18 protein-coding genes are annotated in these 24,128 nt (G+C 48.3%); all 18 read right to left on the reverse strand.

Going from position 1 to position 24,128, the window contains the following annotated elements; genetic code table 11:
* Positions 1–164: 164 nt before the first annotated feature.
* The 18 genes from KNQ03_RS03420 to KNQ03_RS03510 all read right to left on the reverse strand — a co-directional run bounded on the left by KNQ03_RS03420 (position 165) and on the right by KNQ03_RS03510 (position 24,081).
* Positions 165–1,178, reverse strand: coding sequence for a BMP family lipoprotein (locus tag KNQ03_RS03420; protein ID WP_214723578.1), 1,014 nt, complete (start codon positions 1,176–1,178; stop codon positions 165–167).
* 333 nt (positions 1,179–1,511) lie between these two features.
* Complete coding sequence (locus KNQ03_RS03425; RefSeq protein ID WP_214723580.1) at positions 1,512–3,659, reverse strand: DNA translocase FtsK; 2,148 nt, start codon at positions 3,657–3,659, stop codon at positions 1,512–1,514.
* Between the two features lie 68 nt (positions 3,660–3,727).
* Positions 3,728–5,392 (reverse strand): ribonuclease J, encoded by a 1,665-nt coding sequence (locus KNQ03_RS03430; protein ID WP_023468670.1) that lies wholly within the window; start codon positions 5,390–5,392, stop codon positions 3,728–3,730.
* Positions 5,393–5,545: 153 nt separating this feature from the next.
* Positions 5,546–6,208: a M15 family metallopeptidase gene (locus tag KNQ03_RS03435; protein ID WP_251140233.1), complete on the reverse strand. Its 663-nt coding sequence runs from the start codon at positions 6,206–6,208 to the stop codon at positions 5,546–5,548.
* Entirely contained in the window at positions 6,208–7,467 is a 1,260-nt protein-coding gene (locus KNQ03_RS03440) for a lipid II:glycine glycyltransferase FemX (RefSeq protein ID WP_214723582.1), read from the reverse strand. Before KNQ03_RS03440 ends, KNQ03_RS03435 begins: the two co-directional genes overlap by 1 nt.
* Positions 7,464–8,927, reverse strand: a complete 1,464-nt coding sequence (locus KNQ03_RS03445) for a UDP-N-acetylmuramoyl-L-alanyl-D-glutamate--2,6-diaminopimelate ligase (protein ID WP_214723584.1) — start codon at positions 8,925–8,927, stop codon at positions 7,464–7,466. Before KNQ03_RS03445 ends, KNQ03_RS03440 begins: the two co-directional genes overlap by 4 nt.
* Before the next feature lie 59 nt (positions 8,928–8,986).
* Positions 8,987–10,219, reverse strand: coding sequence for a M16 family metallopeptidase (locus KNQ03_RS03450; RefSeq protein ID WP_214723586.1), 1,233 nt, complete (start codon positions 10,217–10,219; stop codon positions 8,987–8,989).
* Between the two features lie 74 nt (positions 10,220–10,293).
* Positions 10,294–12,513 (reverse strand): polyribonucleotide nucleotidyltransferase, encoded by a 2,220-nt coding sequence (gene pnp / locus KNQ03_RS03455; protein WP_023468675.1) that lies wholly within the window; start codon positions 12,511–12,513, stop codon positions 10,294–10,296.
* Positions 12,514–12,651: 138 nt separating this feature from the next.
* Entirely contained in the window at positions 12,652–12,921 is a 270-nt protein-coding gene (gene rpsO, locus KNQ03_RS03460; RefSeq protein ID WP_023468676.1) for a 30S ribosomal protein S15, read from the reverse strand.
* A 123-nt stretch (positions 12,922–13,044) separates the two neighbouring features.
* On the reverse strand, positions 13,045–13,974 hold the full coding sequence (locus tag KNQ03_RS03465) for a bifunctional riboflavin kinase/FAD synthetase (protein WP_214723588.1): 930 nt from the start codon (positions 13,972–13,974) through the stop codon (positions 13,045–13,047).
* 16 nt (positions 13,975–13,990) lie between these two features.
* Positions 13,991–14,899, reverse strand: a complete 909-nt coding sequence (gene truB, locus KNQ03_RS03470; RefSeq protein WP_214723590.1) for a tRNA pseudouridine(55) synthase TruB — start codon at positions 14,897–14,899, stop codon at positions 13,991–13,993.
* 50 nt (positions 14,900–14,949) lie between these two features.
* Entirely contained in the window at positions 14,950–15,291 is a 342-nt protein-coding gene (gene rbfA, locus KNQ03_RS03475) for a 30S ribosome-binding factor RbfA (protein WP_023468679.1), read from the reverse strand.
* Between the two features lie 39 nt (positions 15,292–15,330).
* Positions 15,331–17,502 carry a translation initiation factor IF-2 gene (infB, locus tag KNQ03_RS03480; protein WP_023468680.1) on the reverse strand — a complete coding sequence of 724 codons (2,172 nt, stop codon included), beginning with the start codon at positions 17,500–17,502 and terminating at the stop codon, positions 15,331–15,333.
* Between the two features lie 15 nt (positions 17,503–17,517).
* Positions 17,518–17,820 (reverse strand): YlxQ family RNA-binding protein, encoded by a 303-nt coding sequence (locus KNQ03_RS03490; RefSeq protein ID WP_023468681.1) that lies wholly within the window; start codon positions 17,818–17,820, stop codon positions 17,518–17,520.
* Positions 17,813–18,082 (reverse strand): RNase P modulator RnpM, encoded by a 270-nt coding sequence (gene rnpM / locus KNQ03_RS03495; RefSeq protein ID WP_023468682.1) that lies wholly within the window; start codon positions 18,080–18,082, stop codon positions 17,813–17,815. The genes KNQ03_RS03490 and rnpM overlap by 8 nt, the downstream gene beginning before the upstream one ends.
* Before the next feature lie 3 nt (positions 18,083–18,085).
* Positions 18,086–19,195, reverse strand: coding sequence for a transcription termination factor NusA (nusA, locus tag KNQ03_RS03500; RefSeq protein WP_058713731.1), 1,110 nt, complete (start codon positions 19,193–19,195; stop codon positions 18,086–18,088).
* A 17-nt stretch (positions 19,196–19,212) separates the two neighbouring features.
* A complete protein-coding gene (rimP, locus tag KNQ03_RS03505) occupies positions 19,213–19,680 on the reverse strand; it encodes a ribosome maturation factor RimP (RefSeq protein ID WP_023468684.1) in 468 nt (155 codons plus the stop codon).
* Positions 19,681–19,809: 129 nt separating this feature from the next.
* Positions 19,810–24,081 carry a PolC-type DNA polymerase III gene (locus tag KNQ03_RS03510; RefSeq protein WP_200934663.1) on the reverse strand — a complete coding sequence of 1,424 codons (4,272 nt, stop codon included), beginning with the start codon at positions 24,079–24,081 and terminating at the stop codon, positions 19,810–19,812.
* Between the last annotated feature and the right edge of the window lie 47 nt (positions 24,082–24,128).

Consider the following 24,128-nt stretch of genomic DNA (forward strand, 5'->3'; position numbering starts at 1 on the left):
ACTCCAGCCAAGATAAGTATATGACGCCCAACACAATCCTGCAATCATTTTGTAACAGGTTAGAAGTCTGACTTCTGGCGCTTTTGTAACCCTTTTCATAACGCAATCAATAATGGAAGAAAATAGGGCATTCTACCTAAGAATGCCCCTTCTTTTTTCAACGCTTATTGCTCAGGTACTTCGATTTTTCCAGAAACGACATCTGATTTTGCTTTCTCAAGCGCAGTCAACGTCTTCTTCGAAATCTTTTCAGATGGTACGATATCAACTCCATCTTCTTTCAGACCATAACGAATCGTTTTGCCGCCCTCGAGTTTACCATCCTTCGCTGCGTTTGCTGTATCTTCGACTGCACGGTCGACACGTTTGATGACAGAAGTTAATGTAACGTCTTCCGGCATACCCTCTTCTTTTTGGTCTCGGTCGACACCGATGACTGAGACGTTTTCACCGTTTTTCTTGCGGTTTTTCGCCTCTGTGAAGACACCGTTTCCTGTACCACCTGCTGCTGGGAAGATGATATCTGCGCCTTTACCATACATTCCAGCTGCGATCGCTTGACCTTTTTCTGGAGCTGCGAAGTCTTCCGCATATTGGACATCGATTTTAATCTTCGGATTGACGGACTTAGCACCTGCTTCGAAACCGGCACGGAAACGCTCGATGACGTCCATCTTCATCCCACCAACGAAACCGATATGATCTTTTTTCGTCTCCATTGCAGCAACGATCCCTGCAAGATATGCTCCTTCATTTTCCTTGAATGTGATCGACGTGACGTTCTTTCCTTCAACGACGTTATCGATGATTGCGAATTGTGTGTCTTTGAATTGATCAGCAACTGTTTTGATATCCTCATTGAACGTGTTCCCGATTCCGAAAACTAAATCTTCTCCCCCACGAGCAAGACGCGATAGATTCGGTTGATAATCTTGTTGCGATTTAGATTGTAGATAAGAGAACCCTTCATTCTTTTGAAGTTTGTTGTCTTTACCGTACGCTTGCAGACCTTCCCAAGCGGATTGGTTGAACGATTTATCATCGATACCACCCTTATCGGCTACCATCGCAACAGAGAATTGATCTTTTTGATCGGCTTTCTCACCTGAACCACCACAAGCAGCAAGACCAACCGTCGCTACTGACATCATCGATACGATTACCTGTTTCTTCTTCATTTCATCCATCTCCTCTGCAATTATGAGAGCGCTTTCATTATCTATTTGTGAAAAAGCCGCTCCCAGCCCTCGTGTTGAAGGTCGGTCACTCATATGACTGAGTATGCCAAAAACACTACTGAAAATCAACAGACGTCTGACAACTATTTTCATGAAAGCGATTTTATTTTTGATGCCTTCATTGATTTTTCCAGTCATTTCTATTTATACAAAATCATCATGTCTTTTTTTCATGTGTCTTTTCTTTTTTTCGAGACACCGGTTCTTATCTATACATTTTTTTAGAAAAGAAAAGGAAGCCTTGGAATATTCCACGGCTTCCTTTCTACTCGATTAACGTCCCATGACGCGGCGTGGTTTAGATCCTTCAGATGGACCAATCAGACCGTTTTCTTCTAACGCATCAATAAGACGGGCAGCTCGGTTGTAACCGATGCGGTACTTTCGTTGAATCATCGACGTTGATGCCGTCTCTTGTGTCAGAATGAACTGGACGACCTCATCGTAAAGTGGATCGTCGACCTCTGTTTCGCCCTCTGGTACATCTTTTGGAATCATCGCTTCAACATACTGTGCCTTTTGCTGACTGATGACATGATTGACGACCTTCTCGACTTCTTCGTCCGATAAAAAGGCTCCTTGTACGCGGACCGGTTTGTTCATGCCGTTACCAAGTAACAACATATCTCCTCGTCCGAGCAATTTATCAGCGCCTCCCGTATCAAGAATCGTCCGCGAGTCCGTCGCACTCGATACACTGAATGCGATCCGCGACGGGATATTCGCCTTGATGACACCGGTGATGATGTCAACACTCGGACGCTGCGTCGCAATGACCATATGAATTCCTGCTGCTCGCGCCATTTGTGCAAGTCGCATGATCGCATCTTCGACTTCGTTTGACGCGACCATCATCAAGTCAGCTAACTCATCGACGATGACAACGATGTACGGTAATCGTTGATGCACTTTCTCCTCTGCGTTCATCTTATCAATCAGTGCATTGTAGCCTTCGATGTTGCGCGCTCCGTTTTGACTGAAGATCTCATAACGGCGTTCCATTTCCGAGACGACCTGTTTTAATGCCTGTGCCGCTTTTTTAGGATCGGTGACGACGGGCGCTAAGAGGTGCGGAATGCCGTTGTAGACATTCAATTCGACCATTTTCGGGTCAATCATCATCAAGCGGACTTCATCCGGTCGTGCCCGCATCAATATCGAGACAATCATCCCATTGATACAGACCGATTTACCGGAACCCGTCGAACCGGCAACTAAGACGTGTGGCATCTTATTCAACTTCGCTGTCACCGTCTCACCAGAAATGCTTCGTCCGAGTGCAACGAGCAAACGATCGCTGTCGGATTGGACGCTCTCCGCTCCTAGTACTTCTCGAAGTGATACCATGGCGACTTCACGGTTCGGCACCTCGATTCCAACAGCCGCTTTACCCGGAATCGGTGCTTCGATCCGGATATCTTTTGCGGCTAACGCTAGCGCTAAGTCATCGGCGAGTCCCGTGATTCGACTAAGCTTGATTCCTTGTTTTGGTTCAATCTCGTACTTCGTGACACTTGGTCCGAGATGAATCTTTAAGACTTTTGCTCCGATCCCGAACGACTTTAAGGTTGCAATCAATTTCGTCGCATTGTCCTTCAGTCGTTTGTTCTCGCCGGACAAATCTTTTGATGTCGGTTCTGCTAACAAATCAAGCGACGGCAATTGATAACCGTCTGGTGTCTCTGTCATCGTCAACGGCCCTTGTGTCTCCGCTGCTTGGGGTTCAACGTGATCCGTGAAACCGATGATCGGAACGTCTTGAATGTTGACGGACGGATCTTCTGCTTCTTGTTCCGTTTCGATTGGTTCCTCGACAGTTGCTGGTCGCAACGTCTTCGGTTTTTTCTCACGAACCGGTTTCGGTTTCAACTCTTTTTCGACACGAGGACGTGGGGGCCGTTCACGATTGCGAAACTCTTCTGCACGTTCCCGGAGCCCAAGCCATAGCTCTCCATAAAACGATGGGTTTAGTATATGAACGGCCGTTCCGATGAAGAACAGACCAATCAAGAAGGCACCCGCGCTCGAAATATAATAAGCTGCGTTTTGATAGAGCCATCCATTGAGAATACCACGCGGTGCTCCGAGCAATAGATCAATCCAGACGACTGAACCCATCAGTAACATCGACCATGCCCATTTCTGAGCACGTGACGCATTCGAGAGGAGTAAAAGTAGCACAGCACCGATTCCACCATATAATAAGGAGCCGAACTGACCAATTAACCGCTCTCCTCCATCAGCTAGCGTCAGTCCGACTTTCCCGAACTCCCCAAAAGCGAGAACGAAAGCTAGTAATGAGACGATTGCGATGATGGTCGCATATGTACGATACGCAATCGGCTGACGTTGTTTCTTCGCTGCCGGTCGTTTCCGTGGCGGCGTTTTTTTTCGTACAGGTTTTCGTTTCGTCGTCGCCATACGTCATCCCTCCTGATAAAAAAACGGCTCAGTGGACCAGGTATTGGTCAATCTGAGCCGCTCGTTTGTTAAATCTCCATGATGATCGGAAGAATCATCGGGCGGCGTTTCGTCTGTTCATAGAGATAAGCACTGAGTTTATCTCGAATCAACGACTTCATCTCCGTCCAATCCAATTCTCCGTTTAATTTACCTTGTAGTTGTTTCGCAACGATTCGGTTTGCTTCGTTGATCATATCCTCTGATTCACGCATGTAGACGAATCCGCGAGAGATGATTTCTGGTCCCGATACGATCGTTTTGTTTTTCCGGCTGATCGTAATGACACAAAGGACGACACCGTCTTGCGATAACAAGCGACGATCACGAAGGACGATGTTTCCGACATCACCCACACCGATTCCGTCGATCAAGACGTTTCCAGCGTTCACTTTGCGTGACATCCGTGCTTTGCGCTTCTCGAACTCAACGACATCCCCATTCTCGATGATGAAGATGTTGTTCGCATTGACGCCAACCGTCTGTGCGAGACGACTGTGTGCCTTTTGCATCCGGAATTCTCCGTGAATCGGTAGGAAGAATTTCGGTTTGATCAAGTTGAGCATCAGCTTCAGATCTTCCGCATGACCGTGACCGGAAACGTGTACTTTCCGTTGGTTGTAAATGACATTCGCACCAGCACGGAATAAGAGATCGATCGTTTTCGAAACCGACTTTTCGTTACCTGGAATCGGCGAAGCCGCAACGACGACCGTATCGTTCAAGCGAATATTGACTTGCTTATGTGCGTTACGCGCCATTCGTGTCAAGGCTGCCATCGGCTCACCTTGCGATCCTGTCGTCAAGATGACGACTTGGTTATCGTCGAGGCGGTTGATGTCAGATAGATCAATCAATGTTTTCTGTTTGAAGCGTAAGTAATTCAGACGCTGTGCCACTTCGACGTTATTGACCATGCTACGACCAACGACCGCTACTTTTCGATTGTTCGCTTCTGCTGCCGCAAACACTTGTTGTAGACGATGAATGTTCGAAGCGAATGAAGCGACGATGACACGACCTGGTGCCTCATAGATGACGTCGTTCAGTTCAGAACCGACGATCGATTCTGATCCAGACATCCCTGGTCGCTCTGCATTCGTTGAGTCAGACAGTAAGCAAAGCACTCCCCGTTGACCAATTGCTGCAATCTTCCCGAAATCCGCCTGTTTTCCATCAACTGGTGTGTAATCGAATTTGAAATCCCCTGTATGGACGATCGCACCTTGAGATGTTTGAATACATACCCCGACTGCATCCGGAATCGAGTGGTTGACCCGGAAGAACGTAATAAAATGACCTGCAACGGTTAATTTCGTCTTGGCATCAATTGGACGAAGATCTGCCTTTTTCAATAAACCGGCTTCTTTTAATTTGTGTTCAATCAAACCGAGCGTCAAACGTGTTCCGTAAACCGGTACTTTTAAGTCACGCAAGACGTAACTGAGTGCCCCGATATGATCCTCGTGACCATGGGTAATGAAAATCCCCTGAATCCGCTCTTTGTTTTCTTTTAAATAACTGATGTCTGGAATGACTTTATCGATTCCAAGCATCTCGTCTCCTGGGAACATTAATCCGGCATCGATGACGAAGATGTCCTCGTCGAGTTCGACGACGTACATGTTCTTCCCGATCTCACCGGCGCCACCAAGAGCAAAGACGCTTACTTTTTCCGTCTTCTTCTTTGACACAACATGACCTCCTATAATTCATATTCACTTTTCGTGAGCCGTCCACTTATCACTATCACTATTCTAGCCGAATTTTCACAATCTGCCAACAATCGGACTAGGAAATCTAAAAAAAACGTCATTCCTGCCACATTACTCCAGGAATGACGTTGATCACGTATTCAACAAATCTTCGACCTCTTCCGTTCGTTTCGCTTTTTCCGAACGGCTTGGACGTTCACCAGCCTTCAGTTCGTCGAGCGAATATCCGAACGTCATCTCAAAATGAGGATAGTCGACGAATCGTTTCCAATCGCCTCCCCATTCGAAACCGAGCGCTTTTCCGATATCCGCGACTTCGCGCCAATCACTTTTCCCTGACCGATTCCCGTCATACTCAAGATCATATGAAATCTGGCCATTCACGAGCTGAACGAAATCGACAGCGAGTCCATAATTATGCATCGATTCACCACCACGTGCATTCGTGACGACTTCCCCTGCCTTAGAACGTCCTTGTTCATAAAGCGCATTCTGTTGCTGAATCGAGCGGTATCCTTGCGTAATCTTGATATCGATATTGTAGCAAGAATGCGCCACACGGATCAGATCCTTTGCCCCCGCTTCGACAGCTGGGTGGAGACGCTTCAGGTTCGTCTCGCTTGCATTGATCAAACGATTTTCTCCCGCTACGTCTCGTGGACAACTATCAATCCCGAGCTCCGGTTGATCCATTAAAATCGTCGGCATCCGATTCATGGATGCCGCAAGAAACAATCCAATCGCAAACATCGTCAATAAAAATACGATCCAACCGAAGATTGTTCCCCGTTTCATCAGCGGCGAAGCTTCTTCCGAAGTTTTTGTAGAATCGGTAACCCAGTCTCAAGCAACAGATAGAGCGGACGATTGAGTACATAATCGAACTCACCGATTTTTTCAATCATCCGGCTGCCCCAACCAGATTTAAAGGCGTAGAGTCCCGCGTAATGATCATTCGGGTCTGTCGAACCACTAACTCCACCGAAGTCATAGGAGAGCGCACCATGTTCTTTCGCATATTGCATCATCGTCCATTGCATCAAGTGGTTCGGCATGAACTCCCGGTACTCGTTCGATGAAGCGCCGTATAAGTAATACGAGCGACGACCAGCAAGCGTCAAAAGACCACCAGACAGGATGACACCGTTTGGATGTTTAGCAGCAATCGTCATCAGTTCTGTCTTCGACTTCTCTGCTTTTTCGATTTGTGCTGTCGTCTGCTCCAAGCGATTGTTTAAGCTTTTTAGCTTCTTCTCGGCCGTCTCTTTCTCGAGCTGACGATGAATTTTCGAGAGTTCCTTGTCAGCTTGAAGTAATAAGGCTTCTGTATTCTCAAGCGCACGAACGACATCGAGTTTCGTCAAAAACAAGACTGCATCACCTTTTGGGTGAAGATGATCGTACAGATTTTCGAAATAATCCAGACCGCGGATTGAAAAACCATCCCGTTCGCCCGTCTCGACCATCAGCTTCGCGAATGTCTTTAGCCCTTCACGATTTGCTTGTTCGCATACGATCCCTTTGCGTTCAGCAAGGCGGACGTTGTAGCGGAACTTCGAATGGAAACCGTCGAAGATCTCTTTTTCTGTCCCTACAAGACTCGTCTCCATTGTAAAGCGTGGTTGCGCGTAGTCAAAACCGCCACCGAAGCCGTTATGTTTGAATCCGAGTCCTTGCATCTCCTGCAACAGACCAGAATATTCTTCCCGCTCGACGTTTGGATCAAATTTAATCGCAATTGCCTTCTGTTGTTTTGCGACACGAATCGCTTCGTCACGAAGGGCGCGAAGTGCGTCCGTATCTGTATAATCGACGACGAAACCGCGCGGTGCATAACAAAGCGTGAACGGTAGCTTCGGTACTTTCTTGAACAAAAGAAGACCAACTCCGGCAATCTCACCGGAAGCCGTTCCGACCGCGATACGTTCATGTGTCCATCCTGTCGCGCTTTTGACTTCTCCCCATGCCGGAAGCTGGAGTAAATCACCTTTGGGATGTGTTTTTACGAATGTTTCAAATTGATCTATGGTTACAACGATTGGTTGATAAGTCACTTCTGTTCCTCCATTTGCCGTATCATCTCTTTGACGATGATTTCCTCATCGAGCGGGAATTTCTCATCCCCAATGATTTGATATTTTTCATGGCCCTTACCGGCTAAGATGACGATATTATCTGGTCGTGCGAGTCGTGCTGCGTAACGCACAGCCTCTTCTCGATCACCGATTTCAACGAACTGATCGTGGGTCATCCCTTTGGCGATACCGGATGTAATCGAATCATATGCTTCATATCGTGGATCATCCGTTGTGATGACAACCGTTCCTGCGTACGTCGAAGCGAGTTCGCCCATTTTTGGTCGTTTCGTCACATCGCGATTTCCACCTGTCCCGATCAGGAAGACGATCTTTTCCTTCGGTACGTCAACGAGTGCTTTCAGACACTGTTCGATGCCATCAGGCGTGTGCGCATAGTCGACATACACGTTATATCCTTCAATCGGCAAGCGTTGCATCCGACCTTTTGCCGGACGGATTGCTGAAATCGCGCCTGCGATCGTTGCTAGATCATATCCGCAAGACAAGAGGATCCCTGTCGCAAGCAACAGATTATAGACGTTGAAGCGACCGATGAAATTCGCCGTGACATCGACTTGTTCTTCCTTGTACAGCATCGTGAACGTCGTTTGTTGAAGCGACTGTTCAATCGCTGTTGCTCGGAGGTCAGCTGCGTTGTCGATGCCGTATGTCATGACACGAGCACCTGTCATCATCTCATACAGCTCACTCGTCGGATCATCCGCATTCAAGACCGCAACTTTCTCTGTCGACAGCCGTTGACCGAGTTGTGCAAACAACAATCCTTTGGCACGCGCATAGTTTTCAAATGTTTTGTGGAAATCAAGGTGATCATGCGTCAGATTTGTGAATCCCGCAACGTCGTAATCGACACCCGTTACCCGACCAAGCTCTAATCCATGTGAAGAAACTTCCATGATGACATCTTGGACATCTTCTTCATGCATCTGATGCAGAAATGCTTGTAACTCGGAGCTTTGTGGTGTCGTATTGCGACTTGGCACGACGCGGTCACCAATCTTGACTTCAACCGTACCGATGATGCCCGTCTTCCGACCAAGGTGCGCTAATATATCACGGACGATCGTCGTCGTCGTCGTTTTCCCATTCGTTCCCGTAATACCAATCATCCGCATCTTTTCAGAAGGATAATCATAGAATTTGCCAGCCAACTCGGCAATGGCACGTGATGTACTACGAACAAGAATGACAGGAATCGACACGTCGACCGGTTGTTCCGCAACGATCGCGACCGCTCCTTGTGCTTCCGCCTGTTTAGCATAGTCGTGTCCATCAACAGTATATCCTTTGATGGCGACGAACAATGTTCCCGGTTTAACATCCCGTGAATCGGTCGTAATGGACGTAACGTCCACTTCTACCATTCGTTCGATTTTTTGCGTCTGTATGACTTGAATCAATTCAGCTAAATTCAACGGTATTCCTTCTTTCTCGACATCGTCATTTCATATGTTTCATCTATTCCGTTCTGCTATCATGCTTCCTCTTCTTCGTCTGCCGGAAGAATATAGGCCTTTGCCGGTTCCTCCGAAAAGATGTGCTCAATCAGCCCTTCGATATCCGATGGACGAATCCGTTCGACATCCGCTAACACTTCTTCAAGTGATGGATGGCGATGTAGATGCAACTCATTTCGGGCGTTTCGATTCATGTGACTCGATGTGCCTTCGTTGCCTAGAATCAGAGAACCTTTCAGCTGTTCAATCCCATCTTCGAGTTCCTTCGTCGATAATCCATCCCGCTTCAAGCGATCAATTTCAGCAGCGAGGACCTGTTCGACCTCTTCGACCGATTCCGGAGACGTGCCGACATAGATCGTGAACGTTCCATGATCGTCAAACGTCGTGTAATAGGAAAAGACTGAATAGGCAAGACCGCGTTCCTCTCGGATTGATTGGAACAAGCGACTCGACATCGTCGCACCGAATGCATTATTGAGTAAGGCGAGGGCAGGCAAACGTGGGTCAGCAGAAGGAATCGCACGGAAATTATAACAAATATGAGCCTGTTCCGTATCCTTTTCCTTGCGAATCACACCATTTTGTAACCTTGGCTCTATCGTCTCGCGTGTCTTCGATCGTGATTCGAGGATCGACATCCGCTCTTGAATCTGCGCAATCAACGCGTCTGAGACGTTTCCGGCAACAGAAATGACGATTTGATCCGGAGCATACGCTTCTTCGAGATACCGCCCGATCATCGCTCGATCAATCCGAAGCACACTCTCTTCCGTTCCAAGAATCGGACGAGCCATGACATCCTCTCCGTAAGCCGCAACAGCTAATAACTCATGGACGAGATCATCTGGTGTGTCATCGTACATTTTAATCTCTTCAATGACGACCTTTTTCTCTTTTTCCAGTTCATCCGCGTCAAACGTCGATTCGAGGAACATATCCGCCAACACGTGAAAGGCTTCTCCTGCATGTTCATCTAATGTCTTGACGTAATAACACGTTTGATCCTTACTCGTGAACGCATTAATATTTCCACCAAGTCGATCAAAATAAACCGCAATCTCTTTTGCCGTATGGCGTTTTGTTCCTTTAAACATCATATGCTCGATGAGATGACTGATCCCATGCTCCTCGATCTGTTCCGTCCGGCTTCCTGCTTGAATGAAGATTCCAGTAGCGACGCTGCGTGCTTCCGGCATTCGTTCAACGATCAGTCGAACTCCGTTGTCTAATTGTATCCGTTCGATCATAGTAATTCCTCCAAATATAGGAAACAAGGTGGCTCTCGTTGCATTCTCTGCACCGTCGAGCCACCTTGGATTCATTAGTTACGACGTGGTGGACGTTGTCCGTCACGTGGTGGGCGTGAACCCTGATCCCGGCGTGGCGGGCGGTTCTCACGCTCTGTCTTTTTCTTTTCTTCATACGCTGCACGATCTTCTTCGCTTAAGCCTTCGACGAGCAGGACTTTGTGCGAGGCGTTGACGCGTCCCTTGTCATCGATTTCTGTGACACGGACTTTTAGCTTATCTCCAAGTTTGACGACATCTTCCGTTTGACCGACACGGTTAAGTGCGAGTTCCGAAATGTGGACGAGTGCGTCTTTTCCTTTGAACAATTCGACGAATGCACCGAATTTCTCAACACGACGAACTGTTCCATCGAACTCTTCTCCGACGACGACTTCACGGACGATATCTTCGACCAATTGACGGGCACGATCGATGCCAGCTTGATCCGTCGATGCGATGAAGACTGTTCCGTCTTGATCGATGTCGATCTTGACGCCTGTCTCATCGATGATACCGTTGATGACTTTACCACCAGGTCCGATGACATCACGGATTTTATCTGGATTGATTTTGAGTGTGACGATTTTTGGTGCGTATTGTGACAATTCGACACGTGGTTCAGCGATGACCGTTTGCATATGCTCAAGAATGTGCAAACGACCAAGACGTGCTTGTTCGAGTGCTTCTTCGAGGATTTGACGCGTGATCCCGCCAATTTTCATATCCATTTGCAGAGCTGTGACACCTTCGTGAGTTCCAGCGACTTTGAAGTCCATGTCTCCGAGATGATCTTCCATCCCTTGGATATCTGTCAAGATCGAGTAATTGTCGCCTTCCATGATCAAGCCCATCGCAATACCAGCGACAGGTGCTTTGAGTGGAACACCAGCATCCATCATGGCAAGGATCGAACCACAGATTGAAGCCTGTGATGAAGAACCGTTCGACTCAAGGACTTCCGACACGAGACGAATCGTGTACGGGAAATCGACTTCATTCGGAAGAACTGGTAAGAGTGCGCGTTCTCCAAGTGCCCCGTGACCGATTTCACGACGACCTGGTGCACGCATCGGACGTGCTTCTCCGACTGAGAATGGCGGGAAGTTATAGTGGTGCATGAAACGTTTCTCTTCCTTCAGACCAAGACCATCGATGATTTGAGCGTCACCCGCAACACCGAGTGTCGCAACAGACAAGACTTGCGTCTGACCGCGAGTGAACAAACCTGAACCGTGTGCACGTGGTAAGAGACCGACTTCTGAATCGAGTGGACGGATTTCAGCAAGACCACGACCATCTGGACGGACTTTGTCTTCCGTGATGAGACGACGGACTTCGTCTTTGACGAACTTGTTGAGAACGCCTGATACTTCTGCCAGTTGCTCTGCTGTGACTGACTCGTCAGCTGCATACAACTCGATGTATTTTGCGATGACTTCGTTGATGGCAACGTCACGTGCTTGTTTTTCTTCGACTTGAACTGCTTGTGTGACTTCTGCCAATGCTTCTGCTTTCAGGCGATTGACGATTGTCTCATCGAAGCTTGATACCGTGTAGTCGAACTTCTCTTTACCGACTTGTGCAACGATTTCTTCTTGGAACGCGATCATTTCCTTGATGACATCGTGTCCGAGCAAGATCGCTTCAAGCATTGCTTGCTCCGATACTTCCTTCGCACCTGCTTCAACCATGTTGACGGCATGTTTTGTCCCGGCAACTTGAAGGTCGATGTCGCTGACTTCCATTTGCGCTGAAGTCGGGTTCACGACGAACTCTCCGTCGACGCGACCGATCGTCACGCCTGCGATTGGACCGTCGAATGGAATATCCGAGATCGAAAGCGCAATCGAAGCTCCGATCATCGCAGCGACTTCTGGTGAATTGTCAGCATCTGACGAAAGAACCGTCGTCGCGACTTGAACGTCGTGACGGAAACCGTCCGGGAATAGTGGACGGATCGGACGGTCGATCAGACGCGAAGTCAAGATCGCGCTCTCTCCAGGGCGTCCTTCACGTTTGAGGAATCCACCTGGGATTTTCCCTGCCGCATATAATTTTTCTTCATAGTTCACTGTTAATGGGAAGAAATCTAAGTCCTTCGGTTGTTTTGATGCAACGACCGTAGCAAGAACGGCTGTATCGCCGTAACGAATCAATGCTGCTCCGTTCGCTTGTTTTGCTAATTGACCGATTTCAATCGTTAATGGACGTCCACCGAGTTCGGTCGAAAACGTCTGTTTTGTTTGTGACATGCACAAATCTCCTCTCACTGCTATCCGTTTTTTCATTCAAATCTAATTATGTAGGTTCTTGCGCAAAAAGTCCATGAATCGGCAAAAAAAAGAAACAGGAGACGATGCTCCTGCTTCCCTACCTCGTTCTCGTCGGGATTAGCGACGGAGACCAAGACGCTCGATCAACGAACGGTAACGTGCAACATCCTTGTTACGAAGGTATGTGAGCAAGTTACGGCGACGACCGACCATTTTCAAGAGACCACGACGTGAGTGGTGATCCTTTTTGTGTGTACGTAAGTGATCGTTCAAAGTTGTGATCTGTTCAGTTAAAACAGCAACTTGTACTTCCGGCGAACCAGTATCGCCTTGTTTCGTAGCATATGCTTCGATGATTTCGTTTTTACGTTCTTTTGTGAGTGCCATTGTCACTCCACCTCCATCTTATGAATGACCGTATTCCCGAGCATCGGATGGTGAGACCAGATGCCAAGTGAATCGGCTGTACGTGATCGTACTGACCTATCATAACGAACCCTGTCCGTACTGTCAAACGCTTAATCGTGTGTTTGCCTCTTCGCGGTCTCGTGCCAACTGTTCTTTCAATTGATCGATACCGTTGAAGGCTTTTTCATCGCGTAAATAAGCAATCCATTCAAGCGTCAATTCTTGACCGTAAAGATCCTCATCAAAGTCAAGAAGATGCGTCTCGATACTGACCTCTCCTGTCTCATAGAACGTCGGGCGTCTGCCGACGTTCGTCATCGCTTTGAAACGACGACCGTCCGCTAAGCGAACGAATGTCGCATACACACCAAGTTTCGGAATGACGTAAGAAAATTCCGGACGCATGTTGGCTGTCGGGAAGCCAATTTGTCGACCGCGTGCGTCACCGTGAATGATCGTGCCTTTGATTTGGTAAGGTTCTCCAAGCAAACGTGCAGCCGGTTCGACTTCTCCTGCAGCAAGTAAACGACGAATCCGGGTTGAGCTGATTTTTTCTGCTTCTTCTTGGAACTCTGCTACAACGGTGTGCGTGAACGTGCTCCGACTATGAAAATCAAGCGTCGTCATTTTTCCGGCTCCGAAGCGACCGTAGGAATAATCAAATCCAGCGACGACGTGCTCTGCTCCAGACGCAATCAGATATTCATCGACGAAAGCTTGTGGTGACAATTCCGAGAAAGGAATCGTGAACTCAATGACGTAAACACGATCGACACCAAGACGTTCGATTTTCTCTAATTTTCGTTCAAGCGGCGTGATGTAGCGGACCGGTTCATCCCCTTTACCAAGTACTTGTTTCGGATGTGGATCAAAGGTCATGACAGCCAAAGGAAGGCGACGAGCCTCCGCTTCTTTCCGTGCTGCTGCGATGACTTGCTGATGTCCGAGATGTACACCGTCAAAAAAGCCGAGCGCGATGACAGCAGGGTCTTTTTGAGGCTGTTCCGGATATGTCAAATGTATGATGTCCATGATGCTCTCTCCGATCTTAATCGATTTGTAGCATGACCTCGACGCGTGCTACCTGTTCTTCTGGAAGACGTCGATATAGCGCTAAAGGTACGTCCTCTTCATTATAGACAGTAAACAGCTCGAATTCGACTGGAATGCTTGTCAGCTTTGCTCCGTTCAAGACACGTTGCGCTGTTGCTGCATCAACCGTCAATCGTGGCCATTTTTGGATGACGTATTCGATCGGTAGGACGTGCTGCATCCGTTCTTCGACCGTCTCATATGATTCGAGTGTCTCGAGTGTGACGGTATCCGTCTCAGCAATCGCACCAGAGCCTGTCCGGCGTAAGTCGCTCATGTGTGCGGCATAACCGAGGCGTTCTCCGATTTCGACTGCTAGTGTCCGGATATAGGTCCCTTTTCCACATGCGATATCGAGGCGGAAGCGACAAAGACCATCTTCGAACACGAGGTCCGATGTCCGTTCCAATCGATCGATACGGACGATCCGTGTCGGTCGCTCGACTTCAATCCCTTTTCGTGCATATTCGTATAGTTTCTTCCCGTTCACTTTGACTGCTGAATAATACGGTGGCGTCTGTTCGATCTCTCCTGTCAAGGCGCTCAGAATATCAGCGATTGCCGTTTCAGTAATACTTTCGGGTTCGACCGGTGTTTCACGAACCGTCTCTCCGTGTGCATCTTCTGTCGTCGTTGCAAAACCAATCGTCACTTCCGCCGCGTAACGTTTTCCTTCATCCGTGATGAAACGGGCAAGTTTCGTCGCTCGTCCGAGACAAATCGGTAAGACACCTGTTACTTCCGGGTCAAGCGTCCCTGTATGTCCGACTTTTTTCGTCTGAAACAAGCGACGTAGACGAAAGACACAATCATGACTCGTCATGCCGGCTGGTTTATCTAGTGGTAATACTCCGATGGGTTCCACGTGATGTCCTCCTTGAAAAAAGGCAACCACACGCGTGGTTGCCTTAGGTGTTAATCTTTGTTCAAATTCCGAAGCAACTCATCAATGCGTGATCCGTATTCGACAGAAGAATCGACCTCGAACAATAGTTCAGGTGTTTTCCGCAGACGAATCCGCGATCCGATTTCCTTACGCATGAAGCCTTTTGATTTTTCAAGACCGATGCGCGCATCCTCACGTGCTTTTTCGTCACCGAGGACTGAATAGAAGATCGTCGCTTGTTGCAAGTCTCCTGTCACTTCGACACCTGTGACGGTAATCGGCTTGACGCGTGGATCCTTGACATCCTTGATGAGCAGTTGCGTAATTTCCTTACGCACCTGTTCGGCGACACGATTCGAGCGTAAACTCATGTTTGTTCCCTCCAGTTCGGAAGAATGGATTCCGTTCTGTTACTTCCGTTTGACTTCTTCCATGATGAACGCTTCGATGACATCATCGACTTTTACGTCATCATAACGTTCGATCTTAATACCACACTCGTAACCAGCAGCGACTTCTTTGACATCATCTTTGAAGCGGCGAAGTGTATCGAGTTTTCCTTCGTAGATGACAATGCTGTCACGAACGACACGGACACCTGCATCACGCGTTAACTTACCTTCCGTGACATATCCACCCGCGATCGTACCGACTTTCGATACTTTGATGACATCGCGGACTTCAGCTTGACCGATGATTTTCTCGACGAATTCAGGATCAAGGAGACCTTTCATCGCTTGCTCGATTTCTTCAATCGCGTTATAGATGATCCGGTGAAGACGAATTTCAACCTTCTCCTGATCCGCCATTGATTTCGCGTTACCATCCGGACGAACGTTGAATCCGATGATGATCGCATTTGCTGCCGAGGCGAGGATGACGTCACCTTCCGTGATCGCACCAACACCTGAGTGTACGATGTTAATTTTAACACCTTCGACATCAATTTTCTTCAATGAACCGGCTAAGGCTTCAACTGAACCTTGGACATCACCTTTGATGATGATGTTGAGGTCCTTGACTTCTCCTTCTTTGATGCGGTCGAAGAGATCTTCTAAGCTAACTTTCGCTGAATCGCGACGTTGTGCTTCGATTTCACGTTGGTAACGTGCTTCACCGATTTGGCGTGCTTTTTTCTCATCTTCGAATGCGAAGAATTGATCGCCCGCTTTCGGGACATCGTTTAGACCTGTGATTTCGATTGGCGTCGATGGTCCGACTTCTTTGACACGACGACCGATATCGTTGACCATTGCCCGGATACGACCGAACGTGTGACCGACAACGATCGGGTCACCAACGCGAAGTGTTCCGTGTTGAACGAGAAGTGTAGCGACTGGACCGCGTCCTTTATCGAGTTTCGCCTCGATGACTGTTCCGCGACCGTTCATGTCTGGTGTTGATTTGTATTCTTGAACTTCTGAGACGAGAAGGATCATCTCGAGCAATTCGTCGATGCCGTCTCCTTTAAGAGCTGAAACCGGTACGAAGATCGTATCGCCGCCCCAGTCCTCTGCAACGAGTTCGAACTCTGTCAATTCTTGTTTGACACGGTCAGGGTTCGCACCCTCTTTATCCATCTTGTTGACAGCGACGATGATTGGAACGCCAGCTGCTTTCGCGTGGCTGATCGCTTCTTCCGTCTGCGGCATGACACCGTCATCGGCTGCAACGACGATGATCGCGATATCCGTGACATCTGCTCCACGTGCACGCATCGTCGTGAACGCCGCGTGACCTGGTGTATCAAGGAACGTGATCTTCTTGCCGTCGATCTCAACTTGGTAAGCACCGATGTGCTGCGTGATCCCGCCGGCTTCGCCTGCAGTGACCTTCGTGTTACGGATCGAATCGAGCAATGTCGTTTTACCGTGGTCGACGTGTCCCATGATCGTAACGACCGGTGGACGCTCAGACAATTCGTACTGGTCAAGGTTCAATTCGTATTGATCAAAGTCCGTCTCATCGACTTGGACAGTCTTTTCGACTTCAAAACCAAACTCTGTCGCGAGCAGTTCGACTGTCTCGTCATCAAGATCTTGGTTGATCGTCGCCATGACACCGAGACCCATCAATTTCATGATCAGTTCATTCGGTTTTTTCGCCATTTTTTCAGCGAGTTCACCGACTGTCAAGTTGTCAGAGTATTGAACGACGTTTGCCATCGCCTCTTCTTGCGCCCGGCGAGCTGCTTTCCGTTGACTCGACTTCGAGTTCGGATCCGCTACTTCAAGTTTGCGTGGTTCTGCTTTCTTTTGGTTCGGACGACGTTTGCCGCCACGGTTGTTACGGTTGCCGAATTCTGGGCGTCCGCCTTTGCTGTTACGTGATTGGTTACCTGCTGGTTTGTTTGTACTTCCTGGTCGGTTCGGTTTATTATCTGATTTCACTTGTTTTGGAGCCTCCGTCTTTTGAGCCCGATATTTTTCGGGATTAAATACTTGATCGAGTTGCTGTACTGTCTGTTCATCTAATACTGCCATATGATTCTTGACTGGTTTCTCCAGCTTTTCGAGCTGGGTGATGACCTGCTTACTTGTTACGTTTTGTTCCTTGGCGAATTCGTATACACGTTTACCCAAAGGATCCACCTCCAATTAGTCGTTCGAGAGGAGTTCAGTTAGCTTTTTCGCAAATCCGGCTTCATTGACTGACACGACAACACGCGCATCCTTTCCTAATGCTTGACCGAGAATCGTCCGGTCGGCGACTTCTAGGTAAGGAACCTGATAACTCGTACATTTATCTGTGACTTTCTTACGCGTGGCAGCCCCCGCATCTGCTGCTAAAAGAACAAGCTTCGCTTGTCCTCCTCGTACTTCTTTCAGTACGAGTTCTTCTCCCGTCGTCACTTTTCTAGCTCGATTCGCGAGACCGAGAAGGGATTCCCATTTACTCATTTGTACCTCCCGCGATTTCAAGCAATTCATCGTATAAGGCATCTGTCGTCTTGACCTTCAAATGATGATCAAGCGTCCGTTTTTTCTTCGCCGTCGCAATGACTGCCGCATCTTTCGATAAATAGGCACCTCGCCCATTCATCTTACCATTTAAATCGATGACGACCTCTTGTTCAGGTGTCCGGACGACACGAATTAATTCTTTTTTCGGTTTCATTTCCTGTGTGATGACACACTTACGTAATGGTACCTTTTTTTGCACGAATTATTCCTCGCCTTCGACTTGGACCGCTTCTACTACCGGCTCTTCCGTCGCGAAGACATCTTCGAGATCCATCGCTTCCGCTTCAGACTCGCTCTTGATGTCGATTTTCCATCCTGTCAATTTCGCTGCGAGACGCGCGTTTTGACCACGTTTCCCGATGGCAAGCGACAATTGGAAATCCGGAACGACGACGATTGTCGCTTTCGCTGGTTCGTTGACATAGACCGCAACGACTTGAGCTGGGCTAAGTGCGTTCGCGACATATTCTTTCGGATCATCCGAGTAACGGACGATATCGATTTTTTCCCCGTTTAAATCATTGACGATGCGTTGAACACGCGCCCCTTTTTGTCCGACACATGCACCGACTGGATCGATGTCATCCGCCGCGACTGCGATTTTCGAACGGTCGCCCGCTTCACGCGCAACAGACTTGACTTCGACTTCGCCACTTGAAATTTCTGGTACTTCGATTTCAAAGAGACGTTTTAAGAGACCTGGATGTGTCCGTGATACAAGAATCGATGCCCCTGATCCTTTGACCATTGGATCAACTTTCGTGACGTACACCTTGATGCGATCACGAATCCCGAAACGCTCATTCGGCATTTGTTCGTGTGTCGTCAAGACAGCTTCGATCCCTTCTAGGTTGACGTACAAGTTGCGTGCATCTTGACGCTCGACGATACCTGTCATGATCTCGTCTTCACGATCCGCGAAATGATTGTAGATGCGTTCGCGTTCTGCTTCACGCATTTTTTGTGTGACGATCTGTTTCGCCGTTTGTGCTGCAACACGACCGAAGTCGCCTGGCGTCACTTCGACTTTATGGAAATCGCCGAGTTCATATGTCGGATCGATCTCGTGCGCTTCTTCAAGCGAAAGTTGCTCTTCTGGTTGTGTCAATCGTTCGACGACTTCCTTAAGCGCGAAGACACGGATGTCTCCTGTCTGCTGGTCGAATTCGACCTTTACAGCCTCCGATTCTTTTCCGAAGTTGCGTCGGTACGCTGAAATCAATGCCTGTTCGAGCGCATCGATGATGATGTTCTTGTCAATTTCCTTCTCTTTCGCGATTTGATTGATCGCCTCGAGTAACTGTGGTCCCATCGTTCTCTTCCTTTCCGTCAGAACATTACCGCAAGTCGCGCAAGTGAAATCTTGTCGACCGGTATCTCAATTTTCAATTTTCTTGTTTTGACACGCACTTCGATTTCAAGCATCTCAGGTGTGTACGCGAGCAACGTTCCTTCGAATTCAACCGCATTCTTTACTGGATCGTGCGTTTTGATGTACACATGTTTCCCAATCGCCTTTTCGAAGTCCTCGTCTTTCTTCAGTGGACGTTCCGCTCCTGGACTAGCGACGTCGAGGTAATACGGCTCGTCGATCGGATCATTGTCATTCAATGCTTCCGATAACTGTTCATTGATTTTGACGCAGTCTTCAAGATCTACGCCACCCTCTTTGTCGATGGAGACACGTAGGAACCAATCCGCCCCTTCTTTGACGAATTCAACGTCGACTAGCTCCATCCCCTCTCGTTCGACGATTGGTTTTGCGAGCGCTTCGACCTTTTCCGTTACGTTCGTCATCTTCATCCTCCTTCAAAAAACAAACAAGAAAGGAGCAGGTCCCCCTACTCCTTCCAAGTCGTAGTATAAAAAACATTTCCTCACTCAATATAGCATAGGAAAGCGCTCAAAGCAAGTGTTCCTAAGGGCTTACAAGTCGAACAAGGAGAGCTGATTCTCGTCTGGTAACCCTTCGAGACAGCCTAGGTTATCGAGCGTCTCAATGATCGATTTCGACAATTTAGCGCGTTTTTGGAGGTCTTCCTTCGAGAGGAATTCGCCGCCTTTACGTGCTTCGACGATTTGCTTCGCAGCATTCGTCCCGAGACCTGTAACGGCATTAAACGGTGGTAACAACGTATCCCCATCAATGAGGAATTCCGTTGCACTTGAGCGATAGAGATCGACTTTTTGGAACGTAAAGCCGCGTTCGATCATCTCAAGCGCGATTTCAAGAACCGTGTACAATCCCTTATCCTTCGCCGTCGCTTCGAAACCTTTGTCCTTGATGTCTTGCAAGACTTTCCGAACGGCAGCAGATCCCTTATTCATCGCGCCGATATCAAAGTCACCCGCACGTACCGTAAAGTACGAAGCGTAGTAATACATCGGATGATGGACTTTATAATAGGCAATCCGGACAGCCATCAAGACGTAGGCAGCAGCATGGGCTTTCGGGAACATGTACTTGATTTTCTTACAAGAATCGATATACCAGAGTGGCACATCGTTCTCGATCATCGCCTCTTCCATGTCAATCGAGAGTCCTTTCCCTTTACGGACCGACTCCATGATTTTAAAGGCAAGTGACGGTTCAAGACCGGCGTAGATCAAGTAGACCATGATGTCATCTCGACAACCGATGACATCTTTTAGTTCACACGTTCCGTTGTAGATCAATTCGCTGGCGTTTCCAAGCCAGACATCCGTTCCGTGCGAGAGTCCTGAAATCTGAACGAGCTCTGAGAACGTCGTCGGTTTCGTCTCCTCTAACATTTGGCGAACGAACTTTGTCCCGAATTCCGGAATGCCGAGCGTCCCTGTTTTTGAATCAATCTGTTCCGGCGTTACACCGATCGATTCCGTCGAACTGAAGATTTTCATGACTTCCGGGTCATCGACCGGAATCGTCTTCGGATCTCGTCCTGACAGATCTTGTAGCATCCGGATCATTGTCGGGTCATCGTGACCGAGGATATCGAGTTTGAGTAAGTTATCGTGAATCGAGTGGAAGTCAAAGTGTGTCGTCTTCCATTCAGAACCCATATCGTCTGCCGGATACTGAATCGGACTAATATCGTAAATATCCATATAGTCCGGTACGACGATGATCCCACCCGGGTGTTGTCCGGTCGTCCGTTTGACACCGGTGACACCACTGACGAGACGATCGACTTCCGCATTCCGATACGTCAACTCATTCTCCGACTGATACCCTTTGACGTAGCCATACGCTGTCTTCTCAGCGATCGTTCCGATCGTTCCGGCACGATAGACGTAATCGTCACCGAACAGGACTTTCGTATAGGCGTGTGCTTGTGGCTGGTATTCTCCACTGAAGTTCAAATCGATATCCGGTACTTTATCCCCTTTAAATCCGAGGAACGTCTCGAAAGGAATATCATGACCATCCTTGAACAATGGGACATCACATTTCGAACAGGACTTATCCGGTAAATCGAATCCCGAACCAACGGAACCGTCATCGAAGAACTCCGATTCCTTACAATTCGGACAGACGTAATGCGGGGGCAATGGATTGACTTCCGTGATCTCGGTCATCGTCGCAACGAGACTTGATCCGACCGATCCCCGTGAACCGACCAAATAGCCGTCGTCGAGTGATTTTTTAACGAGTTTATGGGAAATCAGATAGATAACGGCGAATCCATGACCGATGATCGACTTCAACTCTTTTTCGAGGCGGGCTTCGACGATCTCTGGTAACGTGTCGCCGTAAATCCGGTGCGCCATATCGTACGACAAGTTTCGGACTTCTTCATCTGCCCCTTCGATCTTCGGTGTATAGAGATCCTTTGGAATGATGTCGATGTTCTCGAATTGCTCCGCGACAGCTTGACTGTTCGTGATGACGAGACGTTCCGACACATCCGGTCCGAGGAACTTGAAGTCGTCCATCATTTCCTTCGTCGTCCGGAAGTGTGCCGGTGGCAATTGTTTTCGCATATTCAGCATGTTTGCTCCACCTTGCGTCCGAATCAAAATCTCCCGGTACGTCGCGTCATGTTGATCGAGGTAATGCACGTTTCCTGTCGCGACTGGTAAAATATCATGTTCTTCCGCAACGCGGATGATCTTTTTGATCAGTTCGCGCAGTTCGAGTTCATTCTGAACGATTTCCCGTTCGATCAAATGACCATACATCGCGGGTGGCTGAATCTCGATGAAATCATAGAACTGCATCACTTTTGCTAAATCTTCGTCCGACTTGTTCAAGGCGGCATCAAACACTTCGCCATTATCGCAAGCTGATCCGATGATCAATCCATCTCGGTGCGCGACGAGTTGCGAGCGTGGTGTACGGACGACACGGTGCACGTGTTTCGTATGAGCAATCGAAATCAATTGGTACAAATTCTTCAAGCCCGTCCGATTCTTCGCATAGACCGTCGCGTGGTATGGTCGTGCCCGCGAGATATCTTTCCCCATCTCACGGTTGAGTGAGGCGTGTGTCTTCATGTCGAACATCTCATCCGCCATTTGCAGCAACTTGACCATCAAGTAGCCTGTCGCTTCCGCGTCATAAATGGCACGGTGATGCTGCGTCAATTCGATGTCAAATCGTTTCGCGAGTGTGTTCAATCGGTGGTTTTTTAGCGTCGGCATCAAGACACGGGCTAGCTCAAGCGTATCAATGACTGGCAAGACCGATTCATCGTGTCCACCGGATCGTAGTGTTGCATTCAAGAATCCGATATCGAATGAGGCATTATGGGCAACGAGAATCGAATCGCCGACCCAGTCCATGAATTCCTTGACGACTTGTTCCGGGTCTGGTTTTCCCCGGACCATATCATCGGTGATTCCTGTCAAATCAATCGTCGTCGCCGACAATAGATGCTTCGGATCCGCGAACGCTTCGAACTTATCGATGATATCACCGTCGTGGATCTTGACGGCTGCAAGTTCGATGATCTTGTTGTACATCGCCGATAAACCCGTCGTCTCGACGTCAAAGACAACGAATGTCGCGTCATCTAAGTTACGGTCCACGGGATGATAGGCGACTTGCACCCCGTCATCGACGACATTCGCTTCGATTCCATACAATACCTTGATATCGTTTTTCTTTCCGGCATAGTAGGCATCCGGGAAACTTTGGGCACCCGCGTGATCCGTGATCGCAACAGCAGGATGACCCCATTTCGCCGCGCGTTCGACGTATTTCGTCACGTTCATGACCGCGTCCATCTGGCTCATTTGCGAGTGCGCGTGTAACTCGACACGCTTCTCGCCTGCCCAAGGGTCAGCAGGGGCTTCCATCTTCACTTCTGACAGTTGGGCAATCATCATACAAAGATCGCGCAGGAATGTATCGAACTCAACGCGGCCTGCCGCCTGGATCCACATCCCTTTTTTGATCGCAGAGAGAATCTTGACGTCTGTTTCGTCACGCGCAAACATCTTGACGACAAGGGAGTCCGTATAATCCGTCATCTTAAACGTAAAGATTGTCTTTCCGCTTCGTAATTCACGACTTTCAGCTGAGAAAACGAGACCTCGGATCGCGATCCGTCGTTCCTCGTCTTGGATCGTCTTGATTGGGACAATCTCATCTTGAATTGGTTTCCCGATCCGGATCTCAACCGGTCCTTCATCGTCATCCCGCGATTGTTCCCGTTTGAATTGCAACTCGAGCATCCGCTTTGCTTCTTCCATGTCTTCCTGTTTCACCTGATTGCGCAACGCTTCTTGTTTCGATTCGTTAATTTGAACAATCGGTTCACAGTTGAATTTCGGGAATCCGTAAGCACTATAAAGTAACTGCAATTCCCCACATAAGCTACTTTTTAAGAATCCTGCTTCCGGTTCACTCCGGACTGGAATGAATAATTTCTGTTCTTTGAACTCCGGTAAGACCCGTCCAAGTTGTGTCCGCATCGCCGATGAAACGTCGGCGAGATCTTGCACGACATATGGCCAGTAATCATGATATAGGCGTTCGTCTGGTCGACCATCCGCGTATAGGATGACTTTGACTTCGGCGAATTGCTGATACCGACTTATCAAACGACTCGTAAAGAGTTGATAGACGTTTTGGGGCAAAACGTGTGGCAAGCGGATCTCAAATGTCCAGGTTGCTTTTGCTTTATTGACGCGAAGCTTCTCAAGAACTGCTTCGTTAAAGTATTCTTCAATGATACCGTTCGGTAATTCCAAGTCACTCAGCAACAGTGACATGCGTTGTTGTGTATCCACTCGCAATTGTGCTGTCTGATCGCTTCACA

The sequence above is a fragment of the Exiguobacterium sp. s143 genome (genome assembly GCF_018618895.1).
Classification (GTDB): Bacteria; Bacillota; Bacilli; order Exiguobacteriales; family Exiguobacteriaceae; genus Exiguobacterium_A; species Exiguobacterium_A abrahamii.